Raw genomic sequence first — 25,203 nt, 5'->3', positions numbered from 1 at the left:
CGGGTAAGGGAGTGGTGTGAGGGCGTCTGGATAGGGGCTGGGCTGTGGAGGGCTCAGCGCATCCGCCGAAACGCAAGGCAGACGTTGTGACCACCAAACCCGAAGGAGTTGGACAGCACGACGTTCAGTTTCTGTTCCCGGGCCTGATTGGGAACGACATCCAGATCACATGCCGGATCCGGATTTTGGTAATTGATCGTAGGGGGTACCAGGTTGTGGCCTATGGCCAGCACGGCAGCCACGGCTTCGATGCCGCCGCTGCCCCCGAGGAGGTGGCCCGTCATCGACTTGGTGGAGCTCACCGGGATCTGATGGGCCCGATCCCCCAGCGAGGCCTTGATGGCGGAGGTCTCGTTGCTGTCGTTGGCCTGGGTGCTGGTGCCGTGGGCGTTCACGTAATCCACGGCCTCGGGCTCCAGGCGGGCATCGCGCAGCGCAAGGCGCATGGCCTCGGCACCACCCACCCCTCCAGGGGAGGGCGAGGTGATGTGGTGGGCATCGCAGGTCATGCCGTAGCCCACCACTTCAGCCAGGATCTCGGCGCCGCGGGCCTGGGCGTGCTCCAGGCTCTCCAGCACCAGCACGCCGGCGCCCTCCCCGATCACGAAGCCATTGCGCTCCGCATCGAAGGGGCGGCTGGCGGTGGCGGGGTCGTCGTTGCGGAACGACAGGGCCTTGGCACTGGCGAAGCCGGCTACACCCAGCGGGGTGATGGCGGATTCAGCGCCACCGGCCACCATCACGTCGGCCAGGCCGAGCTGGATCAAGCGGAAGGCATCGCCGATGGCATTGGAGCCCGCAGCGCAAGCCGTGGCCACAGCGCTGCTGGGCCCCTTGGCACCAAGGGCGATCGCCGCTAGGCCGGTGGCCATGTTGGGGATCATCATCGGCACGGTGAAGGGGCTAACCCGGTCGGGACCGCGATCCGCCAGCACATGGGCCTGGGTTTCCATCATCAGCAGTCCGCCCACGCCGGAACCGATGGCCGTGCCCACGCGCTGCTGGTTGGTGTCGTCGATGGTCAGCCCGGCATGGGCCACGGCCTGCTTGGCCGCCACCACACCGAACTGACAGAACCGATCCCAGCGCTTGGCATCCTTCGGCTCGATGTATCCGGCTGGATTGAAACCCTTCACCTCAGCGGCGAAGCGGCAGGCGTGGCGCGAGGCGTCGAACAGGGTGATGTCGGCCACCCCGTTGCGCCCGCTGCTCAGGCCTTCCCAATAGGAAGCCACGTCGTTGCCGATCGGTGTGACCGCGCCCAGTCCTGTGACGACGACGCGGCGGAGACCCTCCACCATCGGATCCTCAGGCCTGCTTGTCCAGGATGTACTTAACGGCGTCACCCACGGTGGTGATGCCCTCGGCGGCCTCGTCGGGAATCTCGATGTCGAAGGCTTCTTCCAGGGCCATCACCAGCTCAACGGTGTCGAGGGAGTCAGCGCCCAGGTCGTTTTGGAAGTTGGATTCCGGCTTTACCTCGCCAGCGTCCACACTCAGTTGCTCGACAACGATCGAGCGCACTTTCTCGAAGATCGCTTCCTGTGACATGGCCGCACTGTCGGACGCCGCATCCTACGGGGCGGTCTGCTGCGGGCCTTCAGGTTGGCTGGCAATGCCCCGACTGCTCGTATGAACAAGGGTGACGGCCCTTGAGCCCGAGTGAATTCCTCCCGTCCGCCTTGGGTACCTTGGGTGTCGCGTCCAGAGGCGACATGTCCCACGCCGTCAAGATCTACGACACCTGCATCGGTTGCACTCAGTGCGTGCGGGCCTGCCCTCTCGACGTGCTCGAGATGGTGCCCTGGGATGGCTGCAAAGCCGGCCAGATTGCCTCCTCCCCCCGCACTGAAGATTGCGTGGGTTGCAAGCGTTGTGAAACCGCTTGCCCCACCGACTTCCTCTCCATCCGCGTCTATCTCGGCGACGAGACCACCCGTTCCATGGGCCTGGCCTACTGAAGCGTTCAGTGCTCTTCCCATAAGCTCGAGCCCGGCACAAGCCGGGCTTTTTTGTGGCTCGCCTGCGCGGCCGCTTTCACAGCTCACCAGCCCACCACCCTGAACACCACCTATGTGCGGCATCGTTGCGGTGATCGGTTCCAGGGAGGCAGCTCCCTTGCTGCTGGATGGGTTGCGGCAGCTGGAATATCGCGGCTACGACTCCGCTGGCATTGCCACCGTGGCCGGCCGCGGCGCGCTCACGTGCCTGCGAGCCGAGGGCAAGTTGGTGAACCTCACCAACCGCTTTGACCAGAGTGGCGCTGCCGGCCAGTGCGGCATCGGCCACACCCGCTGGGCCACCCATGGCAAGCCGGAGGAGCGCAACGCCCATCCCCACCTCGATGGCCCCGGCCAGGTGGCGGTGGTGCAGAACGGCATCATCGAGAACTACCGCATTCTGCGGGAACAGCTCCAGGCCGAGGGGGTGGTGTTCCGCTCCGAGACCGACACCGAGGTGATCCCTCACCTGGTGAGCCGCCAGCTTGGACAGCTCCAGGCCGAGGGCCGGGCTCTTAGCGGCAGCCTGTTGTTGGAAGCGCTGCAGCAGGTGCTGCCTCTGCTCCATGGTGCCTACGCCCTGGCGGTGGTGTGGGCCGAGGTGCCCGGAGCCCTGGTGGTGGCCCGCAAGGCGGCGCCGTTGTTGATTGGTCTGGGGGAGGGGGAGTTCCTCTGCGCCAGCGACACCCCTGCCCTGGCCGGTTTCACCCGCACCATCCTGCCCATGGAGGATGGCGAGGTGGCCCTGCTCACCCCCTTGGGGATTGAGCTGTACGACGCGGCGGGCAACCGGGTGCAGCGCAGCCCCAGCCTGCTCAGCGGCACCGAGCACGTGGCGGACAAGCGCAGCTTCCGCCACTTCATGCTCAAGGAAATCCATGAGCAGCCCGAAACGGCGGCCCTGTGGGTGGCTCGCCACCTGCCGGAAGGCGGCCAGCCTGGGGCCTCTCTGGTGGCCCTACCCCTCGACAACAGTGTCTACGAGGGGGTGGAGCGGATCCAGATCCTGGCCTGCGGCACCAGCCGCCATGCCGCCCAGGTGGGTGCTTACCTGCTGGAGCAACTCGCTGGCATTCCCACCAGCGTGTTCTATGCGAGTGAGTTTCGCTATTCGCCGCCGCCGCTCTCGCCCCACACCCTCACCATCGGGGTCACCCAGTCGGGCGAGACGGCCGACACCCTGGCCGCCCTGGCGATGGAGCGCAATCGGCGGGAGCTGGCGGCTGATCCAGCCTTTGCCCCGCGCCTGCTTGGCATCACCAATCGCCCGGAGAGCTCCCTGGGCCGCATGGTGGATCACATCCTCGATATCGGTGCTGGCATCGAGGTGGGAGTGGCCGCCACCAAGACCTTCCTGGGCCAGCTGCTCGCCTTCTATGGCCTGGCCCTGGCATTCGCGGAGCGCCGCGGAGGGGGTGTCGGTGGCGGTGGGCCCGAGCAGCTGCGCCAGCTGGCCTCAGCCCTGCGGTTGATTCCGGCTCAGCTCAAGCAGCTCGTGAGCGATCACGACCAGCGCTGTGAGCAGCTGGCCCACCTGTTTGCGGATACCCAGGACGTGATCTTTCTGGGCCGGGGCATCAACTACCCGATCGCTCTTGAGGGCGCCCTCAAGCTCAAGGAGATCAGCTACATCCATGCGGAGGGCTACCCCGCCGGTGAGATGAAGCACGGACCCATTGCACTGTTGGATGCCCGGGTGCCGGTGGTGTCCATCGCCGTGCCCGGTGTGGTGTTCGACAAGGTGCTGAGCAATGCCCAGGAGGCCAAGGCACGGGATGCCCAGTTGATCGGTGTGGCCCCGGACTGCCCCGATAGCGAGCTGTTCGACACCCTGCTGCCGGTGCCCGTGGTGGATGAACTGCTGAGCCCACTGCTCACGGTGATCCCGATGCAGCTGCTCAGTTATCACATTGCGGCCCACCGCGGCCTGGATGTGGATCAACCCCGCAACCTGGCCAAGAGCGTCACTGTGGAGTGAGCGAGGCGGGAGTGGCGCCAGTTCCGTCACTGCGGCCGTACCGGTCTTCGAAGCGCTTGATGTCGTCTTCGCCCAGGTAGGCGCCGCTCTGCACCTCGATCATTTCCACGGGGATCTTTCCGGGGTTCGATAAGCGGTGCTTGGCGCCCAGGGGGATGTAGGTGCTCTGGTTCTCGCCCACCAGTTCTTCCACCCCCTCCTTTTCCACCACGGCGGTGCCCTGCACCACGATCCAGTGTTCGGCGCGATGGTGGTGCATCTGCAGGGAGAGGGAGGCGCCAGGGTTCACCACGATCCGCTTCACCTGCCAGCGGCTGCCCTCCGTGATGCCGTCGTAGGAGCCCCAGGGGCGATAGATCTTGCGGTGGGCCTTGCTCTCGCGGGCCCCTTCCCGCTCCAGCAGGCCCACCACCGATTTCACATCCTGGGCCTTATCGCGGTGGGCCACCAGCACCACATCGTCGGTTTCCACCACCACCAGGTTTTCAACGCCGAGGCCCACCACCAGGCGGTGTTCACTGCGCAGGTAGCAGTTGCGGGAGGCCTCGCTGATCACGCGGCCCCGCAGCACGTTGCCATCGGCATCCTGATCGGCGGTTTCCCACAGGGCGCTCCAACTGCCCACATCACTCCAGCCCGCCTCCAGGGGCAGCACTGCCCCGAGGGTTGTGCGCTCCATCACGGCCACGTCGATGGCCACGTTGGGGCAGCTGCCGAAGGCTTCGCGCTCGAGGCGCAGGAAGTCGAGGTCGGGAGACTCATGCTCCAGGGCTGCACGGCAGGCGCTCACCACCTCAGGGGCGAGCCGCTCCAGTTCCGCCAGGATGGCGCTGGCCTTGAACAGGAACATGCCGCTGTTCCAGGTGAACCGGCCCGTGCCCAGGAACTGTTCGGCGGTGGCGCGATCGGGCTTCTCCACGAAGCGGGCGATCGGCACGGCGCAGGGGCTGCTGCCGGCTCCAGTGCTCAGGGGCTCGGCGGCCTCGATGTAGCCATAGCCGGTTTCCGGGGCCGTGGGCACAATCCCGAAGGTCACCAGTTGGCCGGCTTCAGCGGTCGGCATGGCCGCCACCACGGTGTCGCGGAAGCGGGCTGAATCGCGAATCACGTGATCGGCGGCCAGCACCAGCAGCAGGGGGTCTTCGCCATGGGCAGTGGCCTGAAGGGCTGCCACCGCTACGGCAGGAGCGGTGTTGCGCCCCATCGGCTCCAGCAGGATCGCCGCTGGCTCTACGCCGATCTGGCGCATCTGTTCGGCCACGATGAAGCGGTGGTCTTCGTTGCAGACCAGCAGTGGGGCTGCCAGCCCTGCAATTCCATCCAGCCGCTGGTGGGTTTGCTGCAGCAGGGTGTCCTCACCATCGCCGGCCAGGGCCCAATACTGCTTGGGGTAGCTGGCACGGGAGAGCGGCCACAGCCGGGTGCCCGTGCCGCCGCAGAGGATCACCGGAACCAGGGCCGCCATGGGATTGAGCGAGTGCTCTTATTTCACTCCAGAACGGAGCGGAGGAGGGGGCTCGCTGCGGGTCTGCGCAGGGATGGGAGCGGCTGTTCTGCGCGGCCTCTGCCGTTCTGTACAGCCCGTACAGGTTTCAGGAGCGTGCCGGAGGCTCGGATGGTTCACGCGGATCGGCGAGCTCCAGCAGTCCTTGTGGTGGGGTGATGCCGATCCAGCCCTCGTCCAGGTGCACGCTGGGCACGATGGCCTGCACGAAGGGGATCAACAGGGGCTGCTGGCCGCCGGAGGCCAGCTCCACCTCCAGCAGGTCGTTGCCGGCATGGAGCAGGTCTTTGACGCGTCCGATCACCTGGCCGCTGGCCTCCAGGCGCACCTCCAGGCCCACGAGATCGAGCAGGTGGAATTCGCCCTTGGCCAGTTTGGGGCGGTCGGCGGCGGGCACCAGCAGCTCCTGGCCCACCAGGTTTTCGGCATCGCTGCGGCTGTTGATGCCCTCGATCCGCACCACGTAGAGCTCCTTACCCGGCAGCTGCCGGCCGCTGAGCAGGTTGATCTCCTGGTCTGGCCCTTGGCGCTGCCGCAGCCAGCGGCGCCCAGGCCTCGTGAAGCGCTCCGGGAAATCACTGAGGGGATTGATGCGCACCTCGCCCTGGAGGCCTTGGGCGGCCACGATCCGGCCCACCACCATCAGCTCTCCGTCCGTCATCACAACCCAGCCTTGTGCCCTCAGCCTCGATAATGGCCCCACGACTGGGCCTCACCATGGCTGACACCCTGCCAATCCTCCCGGGCTCCACCGTGGTGGTGCGCGACGGCCGCTCCATCTACAACGGCTACAAGGGCTTCGTGCAGCGCATCAGCGGCAGCCGTGCTGCCGTGTTGTTCGAAGGCGGCAACTGGGACAAGCTGGTCACGATGCCGATCCAGCTGCTCGAGCAGGTCTGAGGCCCAGTGCCTCCAGGGCCGAGCGGGCCGCATCCTGTTCCGCCTGGCGGCGGGAACCGCCCCAGCCCTCGCCGAGGAGCTTGCTCTCCAGCTGCACGCGGCAGTGGAAGCGGCGGGGATCGGCGTGCACCTGGCTCACCTGGTCACAGCTGTAGCTGGGCAAACCCCGCTTCCCGGCCTGGCTCCATTCCTGCAGGGCGGATTTCCAGTTGTGGCGGTGGGGGTCGGCCTCCAGTTCCGCGGCGGCCCCCTGCCAATGGGGGGTGAGCCACTGCAGCACCGGTTCGAGGCTCCCCCAGATGCGGTAGAGCGCTCCGATCACGGCCTCACAGGCTTCTGCCCGCAGGGTGGCCCGTCCGGCTTGGTCGCCGGCGGCGATGGGGCCGATGCGCAGGGCCGCCTCAATGCCGCACTGACTGCCCAGCTGCGCGAGCCACCGGTCGCTCACCAGTTGGGCTCGCAGGGCTGAGCTCTGGCCGACGGAGAGCTGGGGGTAGTGGCGCTCCAGAAATTCTGAGGCGGCCAGCCGCAGCACGGCATCCCCCAGGAATTCCAGCCGTTCGTGGTGGATGACGAGGCCGGCGGAGGTGTGGGTGAGGGCCTCGTCGAGGGGGGCGAGTTGGGCCTCCAGGGATGGGCGGTTGGCCTGGTGGGGCAGCTCCAGGCCCAGGGCTGCCAGGAACCCCAGCAGCTGCTCGCGGCGCTCGGTGTTCATGGCGCTGGGGTGGTCAGCAAAGGGGTGAAAGCAGGACGTAAGCCGGGTTCTGTTCTCCCGCCGGCATGCCGGCGGGGGGTGATCATCTGTCTGGGACCGCCGTTACCGACGGCCTCGAGCGGCGCACTTGAAGCGGGACGGGTGTCATGGCCAACCGTTGTCCCTGGGCCTTGCTCCCAGCCGGGGTTTACCGAGCCAGCACCTCTCGATGCTGCTGGTGCGCTCTTACCGCACCTTTGCACCCTTGCCTGTGCTCCCGGGGGAGCCATCGGCGGTGTGTTTCTGTGGCACTCTCCTCACGGTCGCCCGCACTGGGCGTTACCCAGCAAGCCTGGCCATTGGGGAGCCCGGACTTTCCTCAACCGACGCGGGCGCCGGTTGCGATCACCTCGCCTGCTTTCAAGCCCCATAATGCCGCTGCAGGGGGCTGTAGCTCAGCCGGATAGAGCGACGGTTTCCTAAACCGTAGGTCGTGGGTTCGAGTCCCGCCAGCCCCGTTGATGAGCTCCCTGAGGGGTTGTTCCTCCCGATGGCCTCACGCAGTGGGCCATCGGGAGGAACAACCCCTCAGGTGTGGGGATGGGAGAGCACTGGCCGAGGGATCTTTGATTGGGTAGTACCCACTACAGGTAGTGGGGTTTTCAATTGCACCACTGCCGCTAGCGTGTTGCCAGTCGTCACGACGTCATGGCACAGCTGCATGATCTCCGGCTGAGACTGCTCGTGCAACAGGAGAGTGAACGGATCGTTGACAGCCTTCCCGACGGCCTCGATCTCTCGGTGATGCAGGCCCGTTGCCTCTGCTGGCTGGCCCTGCTCGCCGAAGCCCATGAGGAGAGCGCCAATGAGGCCGTGGCGGAAGGCGATGTGGATCAGGCCATGGCCTGGTTTGCCGATTCCATGCGCTTGCGCGACGTGATTCAGGTGGTGAGCTCCATCGAGATCCCCATCCCCGGTGCCCGTGAGACACCCGAGGAGGACGATTTCACTGGCCTGGCGGGCAACGATTCCCGCGCCGCTTGACGGCTGGGCTCAAAGTGCCCCTGGCCTGGTGCCATGATGGGCGCTGAGAAGCGAAGGGACTGCGGTGCCGGAAGAGCCCTGCCAATGCCCTGATTGTCAGCGGTTCTACCGAGAGCACGACCGCCTGATCCGCGAGAACCCCACGCTGCGGCAGCAGCAGGAACTCAGCTGGGCCGCGTTGCAATCCTTCCGCACCCTGGCGGGTCGTGTGCTCGAGGAGCTGCAGAAAACCCACGGCGATGGCGAGAGCCCGGCTGCTGCGTCCCCGTCGCCGGCGGCTCCGGCTGGCGCTGGCTCTGCTGAACCCCCGGAAACCGACGCGATCCAGCAGGCCATCGGCGATCTGGAGAACATCAACGCCCACCTGTTCTCGATCGAGGCCTTGATGGAGCGCATCTTTGATGTGCGCGTTCCGGACGACGTGGAGCAGAAGTTCCGCGAGCTGGCCGGAGAGCTGGCTCCTGATCCCCTCAACGCCGATCGGCTGCGCCTCAACCGACTGTTGCACCAGACGCCCGACTTGCCCGATCGCAGTTAACCGGCGCTGGCCCGCAGGCACTGGCGGGCCACCATGCCCTCCTCGTCGGCAGCAACCTGTAGCAGCTCACAGGGGCCCAGCCATTGCACCGCGAGCCGTAGCTCCTCCAGTAGTTGGTTGTCGTGGGCGCCGATGCCGCCGCTCAGGCCGATCTGATCCACGCCCCCCAGGCTGGCGGCCATGGCCCCGATACCGGCCCGCAGGCGATGCAGGAACACGGCCATGGCGAGCTGGGCCTCGCCATGGCCCGCAGTGGCGGCGCGGCGCAGTTCCTGCCAGTCGCCGCTGAGGCCCGAAAGGCCCCGCAGGCCGCTCTCATGGCTGAGGGCCTGGTGGAGTTGATCCGCGCTGAGCCCCTGGCGCAGCAGTTCCAGCAGCAGTCCCGGATCCACCGAGCCACTCCGACTCGCCATCACCAGCCCCTCCAGGGGGGTGAAGCCCATGGTGGTGTCGATGCTGCGGCCCTCGCGGATGGCCGCCAGGGAGCAGCCGGCACCCAGGTGGCAGCTGATCAGGCGGGGCAGGCCCCTGCGGCCGGCGGCGCGCCAACGGGCCGCGGCCGTTTCCGCCACGTGTTGATGGTTTAGGCCGTGGAAGCCAAAGCGGCGCAAGCCCTGATCCCGCCAGGCCCGAGGCAGGGCGTAGGTGTAGGCCTCCGGCGGCAGGCTGGCGTGAAAGGCGGTGTCGAAGCAGGCCCATTGGGGCAGCTCCGGCCGGGTGGCCATCAGCCAGCGGATGGCGGCCAGGGCCGGGCCGTTATGCAGCGGTGCCAGGGGCACCAGCCTGTCCAGCTCCTGCACCAGTGTGGGCTGGATTCGGGTGGGGGCCGTGAACCGGGCGCCGCCATGCACCACGCGGTGGCCGGCCAGCTGGATCCGAGGCCACCAGGGCTGCAGCTGGGGGGCCAACCACTGTTCCAGGGCGGCCTCGATCGGCGCTCCCTCCCGGTTGTGCTGCCCCTGCCAGGGCCGATCAGGGCCGATCAGGGCAGCCTTGAGGCTGGAGCTGCCCACGTTCAGCACCAGCACCAGGGTTGCCTCAGCCGCCATGGCCCTGGATCTCAGCCGTCCAGCTCGCAGGAGATGGTCACGGGGAACGGCTCCGCCTGCCAGATGCGCGAGGCGTACTCCTTGATCGAGCGATCGGAGGAGAAGAAGCCGGTTCGGGCTGTGTTGATCAGCGACATGCGGTTCCAGGCCGTGCGATCGGCCCAGGCACGGCTCACGCAGTCCTGCACGCGCATGTAATCGGCGAAGTCGGGCAGCACACAGAAGGGATCGCGGCCGGTGAGGTTCTGTAGCAGTGGCCTGAATAGGTCGCCATCGCCGCCACTGAAATGGCCCTGCTCAACGAGTTTGAGCACCTCCCCCAGTTCCGGCATGGTGGGGATCAGCTCCCAGGGGCGGTAGCCCTCGGCGTGGAGGGCAGCGATCTCGCTCTCGTTCTTGCCAAACAGGAAGAAGTTCTCCGCGCCCACCTGTTCGCGGATCTCCACATTGGCGCCATCCAGGGTGCCGATGGTGAGGGCCCCGTTCATAGCGAATTTCATGTTGCCGGTGCCGGAGGCTTCCAGGCCGGCGGTGGAGATCTGTTCGGAGAGATCGGAGGCGGGGTACACCCGCTCCCCCAGCTTCACGTTGTAGTCCGCCAGGAACACCACCCGCAGGCGGCCGTCCATGTCGGGATCGGCATTCACCGTTTCGGCGATGCCATTGATGAAGCGGATGATCAGCTTGGCCATGTAATAGCCCGGCGCTGCCTTGCCGCCGAAGATCACCGTGCGGGGCGCTAGCCCCTGGGCCTGGCCGTTCTTGATGCGCAGGTATTGGGCCACCACCTGCAGGGCATTGAGGTGCTGGCGCTTGTATTCATGAATGCGCTTCACCTGCACGTCGAACAGCGACGCCGGATCCACCAGCAGCCCGCTCTGGCGGTGGATGTACTGGGCCAGTTTGCGCTTGCTGGCCAGCTTGGTCTGCTGCCAGCGCTCCAGGAAACTGGCGTCGTCCTGGAATTGCTCCAGCTGGCGCAGCTGGTCGAGATCGGCCACCCAGCCGTCGCCGATGGTTTCCCGCAGCAGCTCCTTCAGTGGTGGGTTGGAGAGGGCCATCCAGCGCCGTGGGGTCACGCCGTTGGTCACGTTGGTGAATTTGTCCGGCCAGAGGGCGGCGAATTCCGGCAGCAGCTTGGTTTTCACCAGCTCGCTGTGCAGGGCGGCCACACCATTCACGTGGTGGGCTGCCACGGTGGCGAGGTTGGCCATGCGCACGGCCTTGTTGCCCTCCTCATCAATGATCGACACCTTGCGCAGAATCTCCTCATTGCCCGGATAGCGCAGCCGCACGGTCTGCAGGAAGCGGCGGTTGATCTCGTAGATCAGCTCCAGGTGGCGCGGCAGCAGCGAGCCGAACAGCTGCAGCCCCCACTTCTCCAGGGCCTCCGGCAGCAGGGTGTGGTTCGTGTAGGCCAGGGAGCGGCAGGTGATGTCCCAGGCTTGATCCCATTCCAGGTGCTTGTCGTCAAGCAGCAGCCGCATCAGCTCGGCCACGGCAATCGAGGGGTGGGTGTCGTTGAGTTGCACCGCCCAGTGGTCGGGGAATTCCTGCACGGGAAGGCCCCTCTGCTCGAGGCTGCGCAGCATGTCCTGCAGGGAGCAGCTCACGAAGAAGTGCTGCTGCTTGAGCCGCAGCCGACGGCCTTCATCGGTGCCGTCGTTGGGGTAGAGCACCTTGGAGAGGGTTTCAGAGCCCACTTTTTCTTCAACGGCGCCGTAGTAATCGCCGATGTTGAAGGCGTAGAAGTCGAAGCTCTCACTGGCATCGGCCCGCCACAGCCGCAGGCGATCACAGGTGTTTACCCGGTAGCCGAGCACCGGCACGTCGTGGGGAACGCCGATGGCATGTTCGTCGGGGATCCAGCGCACTCGGTAGTTGCCCCGTTCATCGCGATAGCTCTCGGTGCGACCGCCGAAGCCCACGAAGCAGGCCTGATCCGGATGGGGAATTTCCCAGGGCCAGCCCCCCTTGAGCCATTTGTCGGTGATCTCCACCTGCCAACCATCGCGGATCAGCTGGTCGAAGATGCCGAATTCGTAGCGGATGCCGTAGCCGGTGGCGGGAATCTCCAGAGTGGCCAGGGATTCCATGAAGCAGGCGGCCAGCCGTCCGAGGCCGCCATTGCCCAGGCCGGGTTCTTCCTCCACTTCGAGGATTTCCTCGAGGCTGTTGATGCCGAAGCGCTGCAGCGCCTCCGCTGCCGCATCCTGGATGCCGAGCATCAGCAGGTTGTTCTCCAGCTGCGGGCCGATTAGGAACTCGGCGGAGAGGTAGGCCACCGCGCGGGTGGGGGTGGCTCGGATGGCTTCGATACCGGCCAAGTAGCGGGTCATCAGCCGGTCGCGCACCGCATAGCTCAGGGCCATGTAGAGGTCGTGGCGGCTGGCGGTGGGGGCGAGCTTGCCCAGCGTGTAGAAGAGGTGTTCGGCCATGCCGTCGAACACGTCATCGGAGTTCAGGCCGCTGCGGTCGGGGTCGGCGTAACAGCCCGGGGTGGGCAGTTGTAGGTGTCGGGCTTGGTGTTCGCTCATCGGGCTGCCTCCAGGTTGGCGGTGGTTGTGGCGTTCCAGCGCCAATCGGTAATGTCCGGCGCATCCATGCCGTGGTCGTGGGCGTAGGAGCGGTTGGCGAGGATGGCCTCCTTCATCCGCTCCTTCACGTGGGCGGCGCGGGGGCCTAGGCGAGGTACGCGGTCGATCACGTCGATCACGAGGTTGAAGCGGTCGATCTGGTTGTTCATCGCCAGCTCCAGGGGGGTGTTGATGTTGCCTTTTTCCTTGTAGCCGCGCACATGGATGTTGGAGTGGTTGGTGCGGCGGTAGGTAAGACGGTGAATCAACCACGGGTAACCGTGGAAATTGAAGATCACCGGCTTGTCGGTGGTGAAAAGCGCATCAAAATCCCGGTCGCTGAGGCCGTGGGGGTGTTCGCTCGGTTGGGTGAGGGAGAACAGCTTCACCACGTTGAGCACACGGATTTTCAGGCTGGGGATCTCGTGGCGCAGGATTTCCACCGCCGCCAGGGTTTCCTTGGTGGGAATGTCCCCCGCGCAGGCCATCACCACATCCGGTTCGTCGGGTTCCTGGTCCATGTGATCGTTGCTGGCCCAGCTCCACAGGCCGATGCCCTTGGCCACATGGGTGCGGGCCTGCTCGAGGCTGAGGTACTGGAGGTGCTTTTGCTTGTCGGACACGATGATGTTGCACACATTGGTGTCCACCAGGGCCTGTTCCGCCACCGCCAGCAGGCAGTTGGCATCGGCAGGTAAGTAAACGCGCACCACCTCGCCACTCTTGTTGCCGGCCAGATCGATGAAGCCGGGATCCTGGTGGGTGAAGCCGTTGTGGTCTTGTCGCCACACGGTGGAGGAGATCAGGCAGTTCCAGGGGCCGATCGCAGCCCTCCAGGGGGCGTGATGGATGCAGCTTTCCAGCCATTTGGCGTGCTGGTTGAACATCGAGGCGATCACATGGGCGAAGGCCTCGTAGGTGTGGAAGAAGCCATATCTCCCGGTGAGCAGGTAACCCTCCATCATCCCCACCAGGGTGTGCTCGCTCAGCATTTCCACCACCCGGCCCTTGCGGGAGAGTTCGCCGCCGTCGGCGTCTTCCGGGAGGAGATCTTCCATCCACACCTTTTTGCTGCGCTCGTAGATCGCCTGCAGGCGGTTGGAGGCGGTTTCGTCGGGGCCAAACACCCGCAGGGAGTTGGGGTTGCGCCCGATGGCATCGCGCAGCAGTTCCCCCAATGGAGCCGTGTTTTCGTGTTCCACCTGGCCAGGGGCGGCCACGGGCACGGCGTAGTTGGCGCTCTGGGGCAGGCTGAGTTTGCGGCGCAGCAAGCCGCCGTTGGCGTGGGGGCTGGAGCCCATGCGGCGCGGGCCCTGGGGTGAGAGGGCCTGCAGCTCTGGCACTAGGCGCCCATGGGCATCAAACAAGTCTTCGGGGCGATAGCTGCGTAGCCAGGCCTCCAGCTGTTGGAGCTGGGCGGGATCCTGTTTGGGGTTGGGCAGGGGCACCTGGTGGCTGCGCCAGAAGCCCTCGAGCTTGTGGCCGTTGAGCGCGGCCGGCCCCGTCCAGCCCTTGGGGGAGCGCAGCACCAGCATCGGCCAGATCGGCCGGGTGGCCTCAGCGTGGGTGCGGGCCTGATGGCGAATCGCCTGGATTCGGCCGATGGCCTGGTCCATGGCGGCGGCCATCGCCTGGTGCATGACCATCGGCTCGCTGCCCTCCACGAACAGGGGCTCCCAGCCGTAGCCGCGCATCAGGCTGGCCAGTTCCTCCCGGGGGATCCGGGCCAGCAGGGTGGGGTTGGCGATTTTGTAGCCGTTGAGGTGCAGCACGGGCAGCACGGCGCCGTCGCTCACCGGGTTCAAAAACTTGTTGATATGCCAGCTGGTGGCCAGAGGGCCCGTTTCCGCCTCGCCATCACCCACGCAGGCCAGGGCGATCAGGTCGGGGTTGTCGAATACCGCCCCGCAGGCATGGGAGAGCACGTAGCCCAGCTCACCGCCTTCGTGGATCGAGCCTGGCGTTTCCGGCGTGCAGTGACTGCCGATATGCCCCGGGAACGAGAACTGCTTGAAGAACCGCCGCAGGCCAGTCGCGTCCTGGGATTTGTCGGGATAGATCTCGCTGTAGGAGCCATCCAGGTAGGTGGGGCCCAGCACCCCCGGCGCCCCGTGACCAGGGCCTGAGAGGTAGATCATGTCGAGCTGGTGCTCGCGGATCACCCGGTTGGCGTGGGCCCAGATGAACGCCTGCCCGGGGCTCGAACCCCAATGGCCGAGCAGGCGGTTCTTGATGTGTTCCGGCCGCAGCGGTTCCCGCAGCAGCGGGTTGTCCTGCAGGTAGATCATGCCAACCGCCAGGAAGTTGGCGGCCCGCCACCAGGCATCCAGCCGATCCAGCTCAATCGTGGTGCTGGAGAGCGACGGGCCCGGGCTGACGGCCATTACAGCGGCAAGGTGTTGGCTGGACCGTAGCCCTGGTCACAGGGGTTGACGCTCACCGGCGAGACTCTCGTGGTGATTTGCCCACGCCCCTGATGCCCGAGATCGGCGCCCATCAGCTGGAGGTGGCTGAAACCCTGATCGGGGTGGGCCGTTTCCTGATCATTTTTGTGGCGGCACGCCTCCTGGCCGAACTGCTGGTGCGGCTGCAGTTGCCCACGATCCTGGGGGAGTTGGTGGCTGGGGTGCTGATCGGCGTGTCGGGTCTGCACCTGGTGGTGCCGCCGGAAACCCAGGGGGTCGTGAGCCAGGGGCTGCTGCAGCTGCTGGGGTCGCTGGCGGATCTGCCCGCGGATGTGGTGCGCGATCTCTATGCGGAGAGCTTCCCCAACCTCCAGGAGGTGGCCAACATCGGCCTGTTCGCCCTGCTGTTCCTCACGGGGCTGGAGAGCGAACTCGATGAGCTGGTGGCGGTGGGCACCCAGGCCACCACGGTGGCGGTGGCCGGGGTGCTGCTGCCCTTCGCCCTGGGAACCCTGGGCCTGATGACCCTGTTCCATGTGGACGTGATCCCGGCGGTGTTCGCCGGTGCCTCGATGACGGCCACCAGCATCGGTATCACCGCCAGCGTGTTCGGCGAGCTGAAGATGCTGCGCTCGCGCGAGGGCCAGATCGTGATCGGCGCCGCCGTGCTCGACGACATCCTCGGCATCGTGATCCTGGCGGTGGTGGTGAGCCTGGCGGGTGGCGGCAGCCTGGCTATTGGCCCGATCCTCAAATTGGTGGCGGCGGCCGTTGTGTTTGTGGTGGCGGCCATCGGCCTCAGCCGGTCGGCGGCTCCTGCCTTCGATTGGCTGATCGACCGCCTCAAGGCCCCCGGAGATGTGGCGGTGACCTCCTTTGTGGTGCTCACGGCCTGTTGTTTTGCCGCCACGGCTATCGGCTTGGAGGCCGCCCTGGGTGCCTTTGCCGCCGGCTTGATCCTCAGCAACTCCCGCCACACCCACGAGATCGAGCAGGCGGTGAAGCCGATCGTGGCCTTGTTCGCCACCATTTTCTTCGTGCTGATCGGCACCGGCATGGATCTCTCCGTGCTCAATCCGATGGATCCCGCTAACCGGGCCGGCTTGGTGGTGGCCGCCTTCCTGCTGCTGGTGGCTGTAGCCGGCAAGGTGGCCTCCGGCTGGAGCTTTCTGTCCCAGCAACCCACCAACCGCCTGGTGGTGGGCCTCGGCATGATGCCCCGCGGTGAGGTGGGCCTGATCTTTCTTGGCCTCGGCACCCAGGCCAAGTTGCTCACCCCGGCCCTGGAGGCCGCGATTCTGCTGATGGTGATCGGCACCACTTTCTTGGCGCCGGTGCTGCTCAGACTGGTGGTGTCCGGCCAGAGCAACGGTCCCGATGTCGACCCCCTCGCCGAAATCCCCACCTGAGCCGGCAGTGGGAGCCTTCTCCGGCTGGGGCCTGAGCTGGGGCGGCTGGCTCGACAATCGCCACGGCGAGTGGTGGTTGCTGGCCCAGCTGGCCCTGATCGTTGCCCACCTGCTGCCCCCCTGGCCGGCCCCCGGCAGCTGGGGCTTCGCTTGGCCGTTGCCCTTAGCCCTCACGGGAGCCGTGTTGTTCGTGCTGGGCCTGGTGCTGGCGGCCCAGGCCTTCGGGCGGCTGGGGCCGAGCCTCACGCCCTTGCCGGATCCCAAGGCCGGCGCGGCTCTGATCACGGTGGGGGCCTACGGCCGCTGCCGGCATCCCCTTTATCAGGCGGTGTTGCTGTGTTCCCTGGGGGTGGCCCTGGCCCTGGGCAGCCTGCTGCACCTGGCGCTGCTGCTGGGGCTGTGTGCGGTGCTGGGCGGTAAGGCCCGGCGTGAGGAGCGGTCCTTGGTGCGGTTGCACCCGCAGTACGTGGCCTATCGGGCGGCCACGCCGGCGATCGTTCCGGGGCTCCCCTGGCTCGACTGGCGTTGTTGAGGGTTCAGTCGTTGCTGCGGCTGGCCGCCAGGCTCCAGAACAGGCCGTAGAGCGCGGCCATCACCCCCAGGCTGGTGCCCCAGCCGGGGCCGAGGGTCCAGGCCAGCCCCAGGTTGGTGAGCGCACCCACCGCCAGGGCCAGCGCCAGGCTGGCCACCACCAGCACGGCTTGTTGCCCCGCCTCGGAGAGTCCCCCTTCCGCCAGGGCCTCCTCGAGCCTCGCGAGCGGTGCGCTCAGCGGCACGTACAAGGCCAGGGCCCACAGGGCTGTGCCGGGCAGCAGGGCCGTCCAGTTCAGCAAGCTCCAATCCGCCAAGGGCCGGCATCCCGCAGGGTTGAGCTCCCTAGCATCAACCACCCTGTGCTGCTTTGCCGGTGACTTGCCTGACAGCTCAACCCTGGAGCTTTCAGGGCCATGCCATCCATGCGGTGAGCCAGGCTCCCGCCAGTGCCGCCCAGCAGCACGGCCCGGCGATTCTGCTGGTGCATGGCTTCGGTGCCTCCACAGACCACTGGCGTTTCAACATCCCTGTCCTGGCGCAGCATTACGAGGTGCATGCCCTGGATCTGCTGGGGTTTGGTCGCAGTGCCAAGCCAGACGGCCCCAGCTATGGCGGAGCCCTCTGGCGCGATCAGCTGGTGGCCTATGTGCGGGAGCGGATCGGCCGGCCCACGGTGCTGGTGGGCAACTCCCTCGGGGGCTATGCCGCCCTGGCCGCGGGCGCTGCCCTGGGGGATCAGGCGGCGGGGGTGGTGCTGCTGAATGCGGCTGGCCCGTTCTCCGATGAACAGGCGGCACCCAAGGGCTGGGGGGCCATCGCGCGCCGCACCATCGGCGCGGCGCTGTTCAAGAGCCCAGTGCTGCAGCGACTGTTGTTTGAAAACCTGCGCCGCCCCGCCACCGTGCGCCGCACCCTCAACCAGGTGTACATCGATAAAACCAATGTGAATGAGGCGCTGGTGGAATCGATCCTGCGGCCCTCGCGGGATCCCGGCGCCTTCGGGGTGTTCCGCACGGTGTTCGATATCCCCAGCGGCCAACCCCTCGATGAGCTGTTCGCCCAGTTGCAGGCCCCCCTGCTGCTGGTGTGGGGCATCCGTGATCCCTGGATCAATGCGGCTGGACGCCGCGGTGCCTTCCAGCGCCATGCACCGGCCAACACCACGGAGGTGGTGTTGGAGGCCGGCCACTGCCCCCACGATGAAGTGCCCGAGCAGGTGAACCGGGCGATGTTGGAGTGGTTGGCATCCCTCTGATCGGATGCCCCCGCGGATGCCTCAGCCAACCGGACGCAAGCGCCGCTTTCTCGGTTACGGCGCCCTGAATGTGGCCCTCACCAACCTGGTGCTGCAGGGGTTGTTGGTGGTGATGGCCACCGGCTGGGCCACCCTGTTGAGCCAGCTGTTGAATGTGGGGCTGGGCTTCGTGCTCTACGGCAAGCGTGTGTTTCAGGTGGAGCGCCTACGCCGCCGTTCGGCACTGCACTACGGGCTACTGGCCCTGGTGCTGTGGTGGTGCAACTGGGGCGGGATCGCGCTGCTCTCGGGCTGGGGCTGCTCCCGCAATCTGGCGGCTCTGCTGTTGATCCCGGCACTTGCCGCGCTGTCGTACACAGCTCAGAAGCTGGTGGTGTTCCGCCAGAGCAATCAACCTGCCGTGCTGGACTAGGCCCGCGGGTTCAACGGATCGGGTTCATGGCACCGAGTGCTTCGCGGCCGCTGCTCTCGGTGGTGATCCCCTGTTTTAACGAGGCCGCGACGATCCTCGATTTGATTGAGCGGGTGCGGCAGGCGCCGGTGGCCTCCAAGCAGATCATCGTGGTGGACGACGGCTCCAGCGATGGCACCCGCGAGCTGTTGCAGGGGCTGCAGGCCAGCGACCTCACCGTGTTGTTGCACGAGCGCAACCAGGGCAAAGGTGCCGCTCTGGCCACGGGGTTCCGGGCGGCCCGTGGCGAGATCTGCATCGTGCAGGATGCCGACCTGGAGTACGACCCGGCCGAATATCCCCTGGTGATTGGCCCGATCGTGCAGGGCAAGGCTGATGTGGTGTTCGGCAGCCGTTTTCAGGGCGCGGCGCCACACCGGGTTGTGTACTTCTGGCACCGGGTGGGCAACGGGTTTCTCACCCTGTTGAGCAACATGTTCACGGACCTGAACCTCACCGACATGGAGACCTGCTACAAGGCCTTCCGCACGGAGATCATTCAGGCCATTCCGATTCGTGAGAAACGCTTCGGCTTTGAGCCGGAGATCACCGCCAAGTTGGCCCGGCGCCGCTGCCGCATCTTTGAGGTGGGCATTTCCTATTACGGCCGCACCTACGACGAAGGCAAGAAGATTGGCTGGAAAGATGGTGTGCGTGCCGTGTGGTGCATCCTCAAGTACAACCTCTGGGCCCGATGACCCTGCTTCGCTGCGCTGGGCCTGCTGAGCTCTATCCCCACTGGCTGTTCACGGCCGCCGCTGGCGATCAGTTGCGGGTGGTGCCGGAACGGGGTGGGCTGGTCACCAGCTGGGTGTGCGAGGGCCGCGAGCGCCTCTATTTCGATGCGGAGCGCTTCGCCGATCCGGCCAAGAGTGTGCGGGGCGGGATCCCGGTGCTGTTTCCCATCTGCGGGAACCTGCCCGGCGACACCCTGGTGCTGCCGCGGGGCACCTTCCCCATGGCGCAGCACGGCTTTGCCCGTGATTTGCCCTGGAGCCTGGAGGCGCTGGCCGATGGCCAGGGGGTGCGGCTCACGCTCGAGGATTCGCCCACCAGCCAGGCCGCCTATCCCTTCGCCTTTGGCCTGACGTTGGACTACCGGCTGGAGCCCGGCGCCCTGGCCATCAGGGCCACGGTGCACCATCACGCCGGCCCGCAAAACCGGCCGGATCCCATGCCGTTTGCCCTCGGCCTGCATCCCTACTTCGCCGTGTCCGCCCTGGAGGCGGCCGTGGTGCAGGGGCTGCCGGAACACTGTGTGAACCACCTCACCATGGAGCCGGCTGCCACGCTGGAGCAGCTGCAGCAGCTGGCCGGCGGCATTGATCTTCTGGCCGGGCCAGCGGCTGGCGTGTGCCTGTGGGATCAGGCCACGGGCCAGGGCGTGGAACTGCAAACCACGGCGCCCCTGGATCTGGCCGTGGTGTGGACCGACCCTCCCCGCCCCATGGTGTGCCTTGAACCCTGGACGGCGCCCCGCGGCGCCCTCGCCAGCGGGGATCGCTGCTTGCGGCTCGAGCCCGGCGAGCAGCTGCAGTTGCAGTGCCGCTACGCGCTCTGCAGCACCCCCACGCGTCAGGCCTGAGGGGCGGGGGGCTTCACCCCCGGCAAGCGGCCGCGGGCCAGCTGCTGCAGGGGATCGAACTCGCGTTTCAGCGCCTCGATCACCGGCCGGGCCGGTGCGTTCTCCCAGGCAGGCAGGGCTGAGCCGGCCGGCTGCTCCAGCACCATGAGATAGCCCCCCAGTTCCAGGCAGCGGCGGCGCAGGGCTTCCACCCGGTAACCGGGCAGTTGGTCTGCCTCGGCCCAGGCCAGGCCCACGCCACTGCCGGCGGCCAGGTTGAGCGGCAGGCCCGCCACCAGGGGATCCACCAGCAGCGCGCCGGCCCGGGCCGGCAGCACGCCCAGGCGCAACAACCAGCGGCTGCGTTGCCCCATGGGCTCGCCTTGATCCGGGCCCAGGCTGATGGCCCCCAGGGCCTCCAGTCGCTCGGCATCCAGGGCCTGGGGGTTCAGTCCCGTTGCTGCCGCCAGCTCGCTCCAGGCCCGCAGTTGATCCGCGATCGCCTCAGGGCTCACGCTGGCCAGGCTGATCAGCAGGCTGGCCTCGCTGGCTGCACCGGAAGCCCGGGCCAGGGCCGGGCTCCACCAGTCGATCAGCTCCGGCATGAGGGCGGAGCTGAGGCAGTGGCGGCGCAGCTGATCCAGGGCCGGCAAGGGCCCCTGCAGCAGCAGGCCTTGGCGCAGCACTGGCCGGGGGAAGGTGCGCAGGGTGAGCTCGGTGATCAGGCCCAAACTGCCCCAGCTGCCCGTGAACAGGCGCATTAGGTCGTAACCGGCCACGTTCTTCACCACCTTGCCGCCGGCTTTGGCGGCGGTGCCATCGGCCCGCAGCAGGGCCAGGCCAATCAGTTGGTCGCGCACCCCCAGATAGCGCTGGCGCAGCCCTCCGGCCATGCCGCGGGCCACCAGGCCCCCGACCGTGCCGGATCCCGCGCCATCGGCGCCGCTGCCCCAGGGCCAGTCGAGCGCCAGCCACTGGCCCTGGGCCGCCAGCTCCTGCTGCAGCTGCCGCAGCGGCACGCCGGCCTGGGCGGTGATGGTGAAGTCGCCGATGCAGTGCTCCACGATCCGGTTGAGCCGGGCGGTGCTCAGCACCAGCCCCTGCACAGGGGGCCCCCAGTGCAGCCGTGTGCCGTGGCCTGCCGGTTGCCAGGGGGTGGACTGCCGGTGCAGGTCTTGCACCAGCTCCTGCAGTTCGCTGGGCTCGGGGGTGATCACGGCACGATGGTGCCATGGCAGATCGGCTCAAAGTTGTTGTTCTGGACGACGACCCCACCGGCTCTCAGACCGTGCATGGCTGCCCGCTGCTGCTGCGCTGGGATGGGCAGGCCCTGCGCCGGGGCCTCGAGCACCCCTCGCCGCTGCTGTTCGTGCTGGCCAACACAAGGGCCCTGGATCCAGCGGCGGCCGCCCAGCGGGTGCGGGAGATCTGCCGCGCCCTCAAGCCCGCTCTGGAGGCGGCCCTGGCGGCTGGGGCCATCGACCACTGGCTGATCGTGAGCCGTGGCGATTCCACCCTGCGGGGCCACTTCCCCCTGGAATGCGAGGTGATCAGCGAGGAGCTGGGCCCCTTCGATGCCACCTTGCTGGCCCCGGCCTTTCTCCCCGGTGGGCGCACCACCGTGGATGGGGTGCATTGGTTGCATGGCGAGCCCGTGCACACCACCCCCTTTGCCCGCGATCGGTTATTCGGCTACAGCACCAGTTTCCTGCCGGATTGGGTGGCGGAGAAAAGCGGCGGCCGGATCCCGGCGGCCGCGGTGCAGCCCATCACGCTGGCGGAGTTGGAGGGCGATGGCGAGCGCCTCTGCCGGCGCCTGGCCGGGCTGGAGGGCCATGCCTGGGGGGTGGTGGATGCGGAGCGGCCGCAGCACCTGTTGGCCCTGGGAGTCGCGGTGCGGGAGCTCACGGCTCCATCCGCTGCCGAGCGCTGGGGCCGGCCGCGGCGGTTCCTGTTCCAATCCGCCGCCAGCCTGCTCAACGGCCTGGTGCCGCTGCCGCCCCAACCTCTCGATTCCGCCGGCCTGGTGGGCCTGCGGCGCCGGGATGCGGCGGAGGTGCAGCGCCCGGGCCTGGTGCTGGTGGGCTCCCATGTGCCCCTGGCCGATGCCCAGCTGGAGGCCCTGCTGGCCGATCCGCGCTGCGTTGGGGTGGAGATCGCTGTGGAGCGGCTGGCGCGGGTGCTGGAGGGGCCACTGCCCGATCGGCTGCTGGTTTCGCTGGAGCAGGCCTGGCTGCAGCAGCTGCGAGATGGGCTGGCGGCGGGCCTAACGCCGGTGTTGTTCAGCAGCCGTGGCGAGCTGCTCTGCCGCAATGCCGCCGAGCGCCGCCGCTTCGGCCTGGCGCTGGCGGCCCTGATGGCCCGCCTGGCCGCCACCCTGGCGCCGGAGCTGGGCTATCTGATCAGCAAGGGCGGCATCACCACCCACACCCTGCTGGCCGATGGCCTGGGGCTGGCAGCGGTGGAGCTGCAGGGCCAGCTGCTGCCGGGGCTGTCGCTGGTGCTGGCGGGGGATCTGCCGCTGCTCACATTTCCGGGCAACCTGGGCGATGCCAGCACCCTCAGGGAGGCGTGGGCTTGGATGGAGGGCTTTCTGGCTCCGTCGTGAGCCAGCCCAGGTGCTCGGCCAGCAGTGCACCTGGCAGGGCCAGTGCCACTAGGGCCGCGGCAGCCAGGCCGATGGGCGGATCACTGGCGGCGGCCGCGACCAGGAAGGCCAGCGACACTGTGGCCACCAGCAGCGGCGGCAGCGGGTAGGCCCAGCTGCGGAACGGTCTGGGCAGATCCGGTTCCCGCCAGCGCAGCGCCACTAGCGCGGCGATGCCCGTCAGGGGCAGGCTCACGTAGAGCAGGGCCCCCAGGGCCAGCAATTGCTCGAAGGATCCGGCCAACACCAGCAGGGCGGCCGCGCCGCTGGTGAGGAGCAGCGCCGCTGTGGGGGTGCCGCCGGCGTTCACTTGGCTGGTGAGGGCGGGCAGTAGGCCGTCGCGGCCGAGGCCATAGAGGATCCGCGGCGCGGCCATCACCACGGTGTTGATCAGCCCGAGCAGCGCCACCAGCGCCACCGCCGTGATCAGGGCGCCCCCCAGAGGCCCCACCAGCGCCGTGGCCGCCAGGGCTGCCGGCAGGGTGACCTGGGCCAGCAGCGGCAGGGGCAACACGTGCAGCAGGGCGGCGTTGATCAGGAGATAGAGCGCCAGAACTGCGAGTACCCCGCCGATCAGGGAGCGGGGAAGGTCGCGGGCCGGGTCGCTGAACTCCTCGGCGAAATACACGGGGCTGGCCCAGCCGTCGTAAGTGGTGATCACCGCCTGCAGGGCCAGCACGGCAGCCAGGTTGGGCTCCACAGCCAGCTGCGGCGCCAGCTCGGGTTGAGGGGCGGCGGCCTGGAGCGGCGAGGGCAGCAGAAAGCAGCCCGCCACCAGCACCAGGAAAGCCACCGCCTTGGCCAGGCTGAGCCACTGCTGGCTGGCGCTGCCGGCCCGCAGACCCCGTAGCTGGATCAGGGTGAACAGGCCGATCGCGAGCAGCGCCAGGAGCCTGGCTACGAAGGCCTCCTGGGGGATCGTCGCCGGCAGCAGCGCCTGGCCGTACTCCCCCACCGTGGTGGCCACCCAGGCCAGGCCGATGCAGTGGGCGAGCCAGTCGCTCCAGCCCACCAGCAGGCCAGTCCGGCGCCCGAAGGCCCGCTCGGCGTACACATACCAGCCACCGGCCCGCGGCAGGGCCGCCGCCAGCTCGGCGAGGCACACCGCCCCCAGCAGGGCATAGAGCCCCCCGGCCAGCCAGGCCGCCAGCACCAGGGGGCCTGAGGGCAGCTGGGCGGCCACCAGCCCAGGCGTGCGCAGGATGCCGGCGCCGATTGTGCCGCCCACGGCCCCCGCCAGCCCGAAGCCCAAGCCGAGGATGTTCAGCAGCCGGCCCGGGGGTGCCTGGCTCATGGGCGCTGGCCGGCTCGCCAGCTGCGCTGCAGCAGTTCGATCGGATGGTGCACCGGGATTGGATGCTCCTGCTCGGCCATGTGGCGGCGGATCTGCAGGGTGCAGCCGATGTTGGCGCTGGCGGCCAGCTCGGCGCCGGTGCCGGCCAGGTCGGCCGCCTTGATCTGGCCCAGTTCCGCGGCCTCCAGCGGTTGTACCAGGTTGTAGATGCCGGCACTGCCGCAGCACACGCCTGCTTCCGTGGCCTCACGCAGCACTAGGTGCGGGATCTGGCGCAGCAGGGCGCGGGGCTCGGCACTGATGCCCTGGCCGTGGAGCATGTGGCAGGCGTCGTGATAGGCCACTGCGAGGGGGCGCTCGGCGCTGGCGGGGCTGCCGTCGGCATGGGCCAGGGGCGCCAGTTGGGCCCGGAAGGCCTCGCTCAGGCCCAGGGCCTGCAGGAATTCGTGAACGTCCCGCACTTGGGACGCAAAGGCGCCGCCGCGCTCGCTGCTGAGGATGGTGGCGTAGGCCTTGAGGGTGTGGCCGCAGCCGGAGGCCGCCACCAGCACCGCATCGAGCGGGCCCACGCCCGCAAAACTGCTGATCACGCCGCTGGCGAGCTGCTGGGTGTGCTCCAGCTCGCCCTGGTGATGGGTCACGGCGCCGCAGCAACCCTGATCTGGCGGGATCACCACTTCGATGCCGTTGGCGCTCAGCACCTCCACCACGGCCCGGTTCACGGCGGGGTCAAACAGCCGCTGCACGCAGCCCAGCACCAGCCCCACCCGCGCCCGGCGCTCGCCATGGGCCGGCACCACCGGCGGGAAGCTGGCTTGGAAGGCGTCGGGGGGCAGGGGCGGTAGCAGCTGCTCCATGGCCTCGATCTGGGGCCCGAGCAGGCGCAGCAGGCCACTGCGGCGGGCCAGGGCCTGTAGCGGCGTGCCGGCATAGGCCCGCAGCGGTGCCAGCACCCCCCGCAGCCGCTTGGGGTAGGGCAGCAGGGCCAACAGCAGGTGGCGGAAGGCCCGCTGGGCGGGGGTGCGCAGCTCGGGCGCGTTCAGCTTGGGGCGAGTGGCCTCGATCAGTTCGTCGTAGCGCACGCCCGAGGGGCAGGCGCTCACGCAGGCGAAGCAGCCCAGGCAGCTGTCGAAATGGCTGGCCACTGTGGCGTCGAGCGTGAGCTCGCCGGCCTCGATCGCCTTGAGGGCGTGAATCCGGCCCCGGGGCGAATCCATCTCCGTGCCCAGCACCCGATAGCTGGCACAGCTGGGTAGGCAGAAGCCGCAGTGCACGCAGGGGTCGGTGGTACTCAGGGCCGGGGGGACCGGAGCGTTGGTGGCGGCTGGATTCATGCCGGCCAGTCTGTCTGGCGCGCGGCA

The 25,203-nt window shown here is 67.8% G+C and carries 24 protein-coding genes, 1 tRNA gene and 1 other RNA gene; 13 read left to right on the top strand and 13 right to left on the bottom strand.

Annotation, left to right across the window (positions count from 1 at the left end; all coding sequences use genetic code 11):
* Nucleotides 1-53: 53 nt before the first annotated feature.
* Entirely contained in the window at nt 54-1,301 is a 1,248-nt protein-coding gene (gene fabF / locus KBZ14_RS04805) for a beta-ketoacyl-ACP synthase II (protein WP_255117173.1), read from the bottom strand.
* Nucleotides 1,302-1,308: 7 nt separating this feature from the next.
* Entirely contained in the window at nt 1,309-1,551 is a 243-nt protein-coding gene (gene acpP / locus KBZ14_RS04800; protein WP_255117172.1) for an acyl carrier protein, read from the bottom strand.
* Between the two features lie 164 nt (nt 1,552-1,715).
* On the opposite strand from acpP, the gene psaC reads away from it, so the two are divergent.
* Together psaC and glmS are read left to right on the top strand one after the other, a co-directional pair.
* A complete protein-coding gene (psaC, locus tag KBZ14_RS04795; protein ID WP_006850103.1) occupies nt 1,716-1,961 on the top strand; it encodes a photosystem I iron-sulfur center protein PsaC in 246 nt (81 codons plus the stop codon).
* 112 nt (nt 1,962-2,073) lie between these two features.
* Nucleotides 2,074-3,978 carry a glutamine--fructose-6-phosphate transaminase (isomerizing) gene (gene glmS / locus KBZ14_RS04790; protein ID WP_255117171.1) on the top strand — a complete coding sequence of 635 codons (1,905 nt, stop codon included), beginning with the start codon at nt 2,074-2,076 and terminating at the stop codon, nt 3,976-3,978.
* Here the strand turns inward: glmS and KBZ14_RS04785 are convergent.
* Together KBZ14_RS04785 and rimM are read right to left on the bottom strand one after the other, a co-directional pair.
* Nucleotides 3,965-5,443: a mannose-1-phosphate guanylyltransferase/mannose-6-phosphate isomerase gene (locus KBZ14_RS04785; protein ID WP_255117170.1), complete on the bottom strand. Its 1,479-nt coding sequence runs from the start codon at nt 5,441-5,443 to the stop codon at nt 3,965-3,967. The two genes, glmS and KBZ14_RS04785, sit on opposite strands and share 14 nt — an antisense overlap.
* 127 nt (nt 5,444-5,570) lie before the next feature.
* Complete coding sequence (gene rimM / locus KBZ14_RS04780; RefSeq protein WP_255117169.1) at nt 5,571-6,143, bottom strand: ribosome maturation factor RimM; 573 nt, start codon at nt 6,141-6,143, stop codon at nt 5,571-5,573.
* Between the two features lie 56 nt (nt 6,144-6,199).
* Between rimM and KBZ14_RS04775 the strand changes: the two genes are divergently transcribed.
* Nucleotides 6,200-6,382: an NAD(P)H dehydrogenase subunit NdhS gene (locus tag KBZ14_RS04775; protein ID WP_255117168.1), complete on the top strand. Its 183-nt coding sequence runs from the start codon at nt 6,200-6,202 to the stop codon at nt 6,380-6,382.
* Here the strand turns inward: KBZ14_RS04775 and rnc are convergent.
* The gene (gene rnc / locus KBZ14_RS04770) at nt 6,348-7,097 is read right to left on the bottom strand and encodes a ribonuclease III (protein WP_255117167.1); all 750 of its coding nucleotides are present in this window, start codon (nt 7,095-7,097) and stop codon (nt 6,348-6,350) included. The two genes, KBZ14_RS04775 and rnc, sit on opposite strands and share 35 nt — an antisense overlap.
* Before the next feature lie 22 nt (nt 7,098-7,119).
* Nucleotides 7,120-7,498: RNase P RNA component class A (gene rnpB / locus KBZ14_RS04765), an RNA gene on the bottom strand.
* 22 nt (nt 7,499-7,520) lie between these two features.
* On the opposite strand from rnpB, the gene KBZ14_RS04760 reads away from it, so the two are divergent.
* From KBZ14_RS04760 to KBZ14_RS04750, 3 genes are all read left to right on the top strand, one after another.
* Nucleotides 7,521-7,594, top strand: a tRNA-Arg gene (locus tag KBZ14_RS04760).
* Nucleotides 7,595-7,784: 190 nt separating this feature from the next.
* Entirely contained in the window at nt 7,785-8,120 is a 336-nt protein-coding gene (locus tag KBZ14_RS04755) for a DUF8670 family protein (RefSeq protein WP_255117166.1), read from the top strand.
* Between the two features lie 64 nt (nt 8,121-8,184).
* Entirely contained in the window at nt 8,185-8,658 is a 474-nt protein-coding gene (locus KBZ14_RS04750; RefSeq protein WP_255117165.1) for a DUF8661 family protein, read from the top strand.
* On the opposite strand, the gene KBZ14_RS04745 is transcribed toward KBZ14_RS04750, so the two are convergent.
* Genes KBZ14_RS04745 through KBZ14_RS04735 form a run of 3 tightly spaced genes read right to left on the bottom strand, consistent with a single transcriptional unit; the run spans nt 8,655 to nt 14,667 of the window.
* The gene (locus tag KBZ14_RS04745; RefSeq protein WP_255117164.1) at nt 8,655-9,707 is read right to left on the bottom strand and encodes an acetate/propionate family kinase; all 1,053 of its coding nucleotides are present in this window, start codon (nt 9,705-9,707) and stop codon (nt 8,655-8,657) included. The genes KBZ14_RS04750 and KBZ14_RS04745 overlap by 4 nt on opposite strands.
* 11 nt (nt 9,708-9,718) lie before the next feature.
* A complete protein-coding gene (locus KBZ14_RS04740) occupies nt 9,719-12,244 on the bottom strand; it encodes a glycogen/starch/alpha-glucan phosphorylase (protein ID WP_255117163.1) in 2,526 nt (841 codons plus the stop codon).
* Entirely contained in the window at nt 12,241-14,667 is a 2,427-nt protein-coding gene (locus KBZ14_RS04735) for a phosphoketolase family protein (protein WP_255117162.1), read from the bottom strand. Before KBZ14_RS04735 ends, KBZ14_RS04740 begins: the two co-directional genes overlap by 4 nt.
* A gap of 92 nt (nt 14,668-14,759) precedes the next feature.
* Between KBZ14_RS04735 and KBZ14_RS04730 the strand changes: the two genes are divergently transcribed.
* Entirely contained in the window at nt 14,760-16,097 is a 1,338-nt protein-coding gene (locus tag KBZ14_RS04730; protein ID WP_255117161.1) for a cation:proton antiporter, read from the top strand.
* Nucleotides 16,066-16,629, top strand: a complete 564-nt coding sequence (locus tag KBZ14_RS04725; protein WP_255117160.1) for a methyltransferase family protein — start codon at nt 16,066-16,068, stop codon at nt 16,627-16,629. Before KBZ14_RS04730 ends, KBZ14_RS04725 begins: the two co-directional genes overlap by 32 nt.
* Before the next feature lie 4 nt (nt 16,630-16,633).
* Here the strand turns inward: KBZ14_RS04725 and KBZ14_RS04720 are convergent, their stop codons facing one another.
* On the bottom strand, nt 16,634-16,945 hold the full coding sequence (locus KBZ14_RS04720; RefSeq protein WP_255117159.1) for a hypothetical protein: 312 nt from the start codon (nt 16,943-16,945) through the stop codon (nt 16,634-16,636).
* A gap of 59 nt (nt 16,946-17,004) precedes the next feature.
* Here KBZ14_RS04720 and KBZ14_RS04715 point away from each other — a divergent pair, with 59 nt between their 5' ends.
* From KBZ14_RS04715 to KBZ14_RS04700, 4 genes are read left to right on the top strand one after another with little or no spacing between them, the layout of a single operon-like run.
* Nucleotides 17,005-17,886 (top strand): alpha/beta fold hydrolase, encoded by an 882-nt coding sequence (locus tag KBZ14_RS04715; RefSeq protein ID WP_399210324.1) that lies wholly within the window; start codon nt 17,005-17,007, stop codon nt 17,884-17,886.
* 16 nt (nt 17,887-17,902) lie between these two features.
* Nucleotides 17,903-18,298 carry a GtrA family protein gene (locus KBZ14_RS04710; protein ID WP_255117158.1) on the top strand — a complete coding sequence of 132 codons (396 nt, stop codon included), beginning with the start codon at nt 17,903-17,905 and terminating at the stop codon, nt 18,296-18,298.
* Nucleotides 18,299-18,324: 26 nt separating this feature from the next.
* Nucleotides 18,325-19,035 (top strand): glycosyltransferase family 2 protein, encoded by a 711-nt coding sequence (locus KBZ14_RS04705; protein ID WP_255117157.1) that lies wholly within the window; start codon nt 18,325-18,327, stop codon nt 19,033-19,035.
* A complete protein-coding gene (locus KBZ14_RS04700; RefSeq protein ID WP_255117156.1) occupies nt 19,032-19,922 on the top strand; it encodes an aldose epimerase family protein in 891 nt (296 codons plus the stop codon). Before KBZ14_RS04705 ends, KBZ14_RS04700 begins: the two co-directional genes overlap by 4 nt.
* On the opposite strand, the gene KBZ14_RS04695 is transcribed toward KBZ14_RS04700, so the two are convergent.
* Complete coding sequence (locus KBZ14_RS04695) at nt 19,913-21,118, bottom strand: FAD-binding oxidoreductase (protein ID WP_255117155.1); 1,206 nt, start codon at nt 21,116-21,118, stop codon at nt 19,913-19,915. The two genes, KBZ14_RS04700 and KBZ14_RS04695, sit on opposite strands and share 10 nt — an antisense overlap.
* A 14-nt stretch (nt 21,119-21,132) precedes the next feature.
* Here KBZ14_RS04695 and KBZ14_RS04690 point away from each other — a divergent pair, with 14 nt between their 5' ends.
* A complete protein-coding gene (locus KBZ14_RS04690; RefSeq protein ID WP_255117154.1) occupies nt 21,133-22,509 on the top strand; it encodes a four-carbon acid sugar kinase family protein in 1,377 nt (458 codons plus the stop codon).
* On the opposite strand, the gene KBZ14_RS04685 is transcribed toward KBZ14_RS04690, so the two are convergent.
* Nucleotides 22,463-23,842: an APC family permease gene (locus KBZ14_RS04685; RefSeq protein ID WP_255117153.1), complete on the bottom strand. Its 1,380-nt coding sequence runs from the start codon at nt 23,840-23,842 to the stop codon at nt 22,463-22,465. The two genes, KBZ14_RS04690 and KBZ14_RS04685, sit on opposite strands and share 47 nt — an antisense overlap.
* The gene (locus tag KBZ14_RS04680) at nt 23,839-25,176 is read right to left on the bottom strand and encodes a (Fe-S)-binding protein (protein WP_255117152.1); all 1,338 of its coding nucleotides are present in this window, start codon (nt 25,174-25,176) and stop codon (nt 23,839-23,841) included. Before KBZ14_RS04680 ends, KBZ14_RS04685 begins: the two co-directional genes overlap by 4 nt.
* Between the last annotated feature and the right edge of the window lie 27 nt (nt 25,177-25,203).

Source organism: Synechococcus sp. HJ21-Hayes, assembly GCF_024345835.1.
In the GTDB taxonomy this organism is placed as follows: domain Bacteria; phylum Cyanobacteriota; class Cyanobacteriia; order PCC-6307; family Cyanobiaceae; genus Vulcanococcus.
The sequence above is the reverse complement of the archived record's forward strand: the minus strand, read 5'-3'. Positions and strand labels throughout refer to the sequence as shown.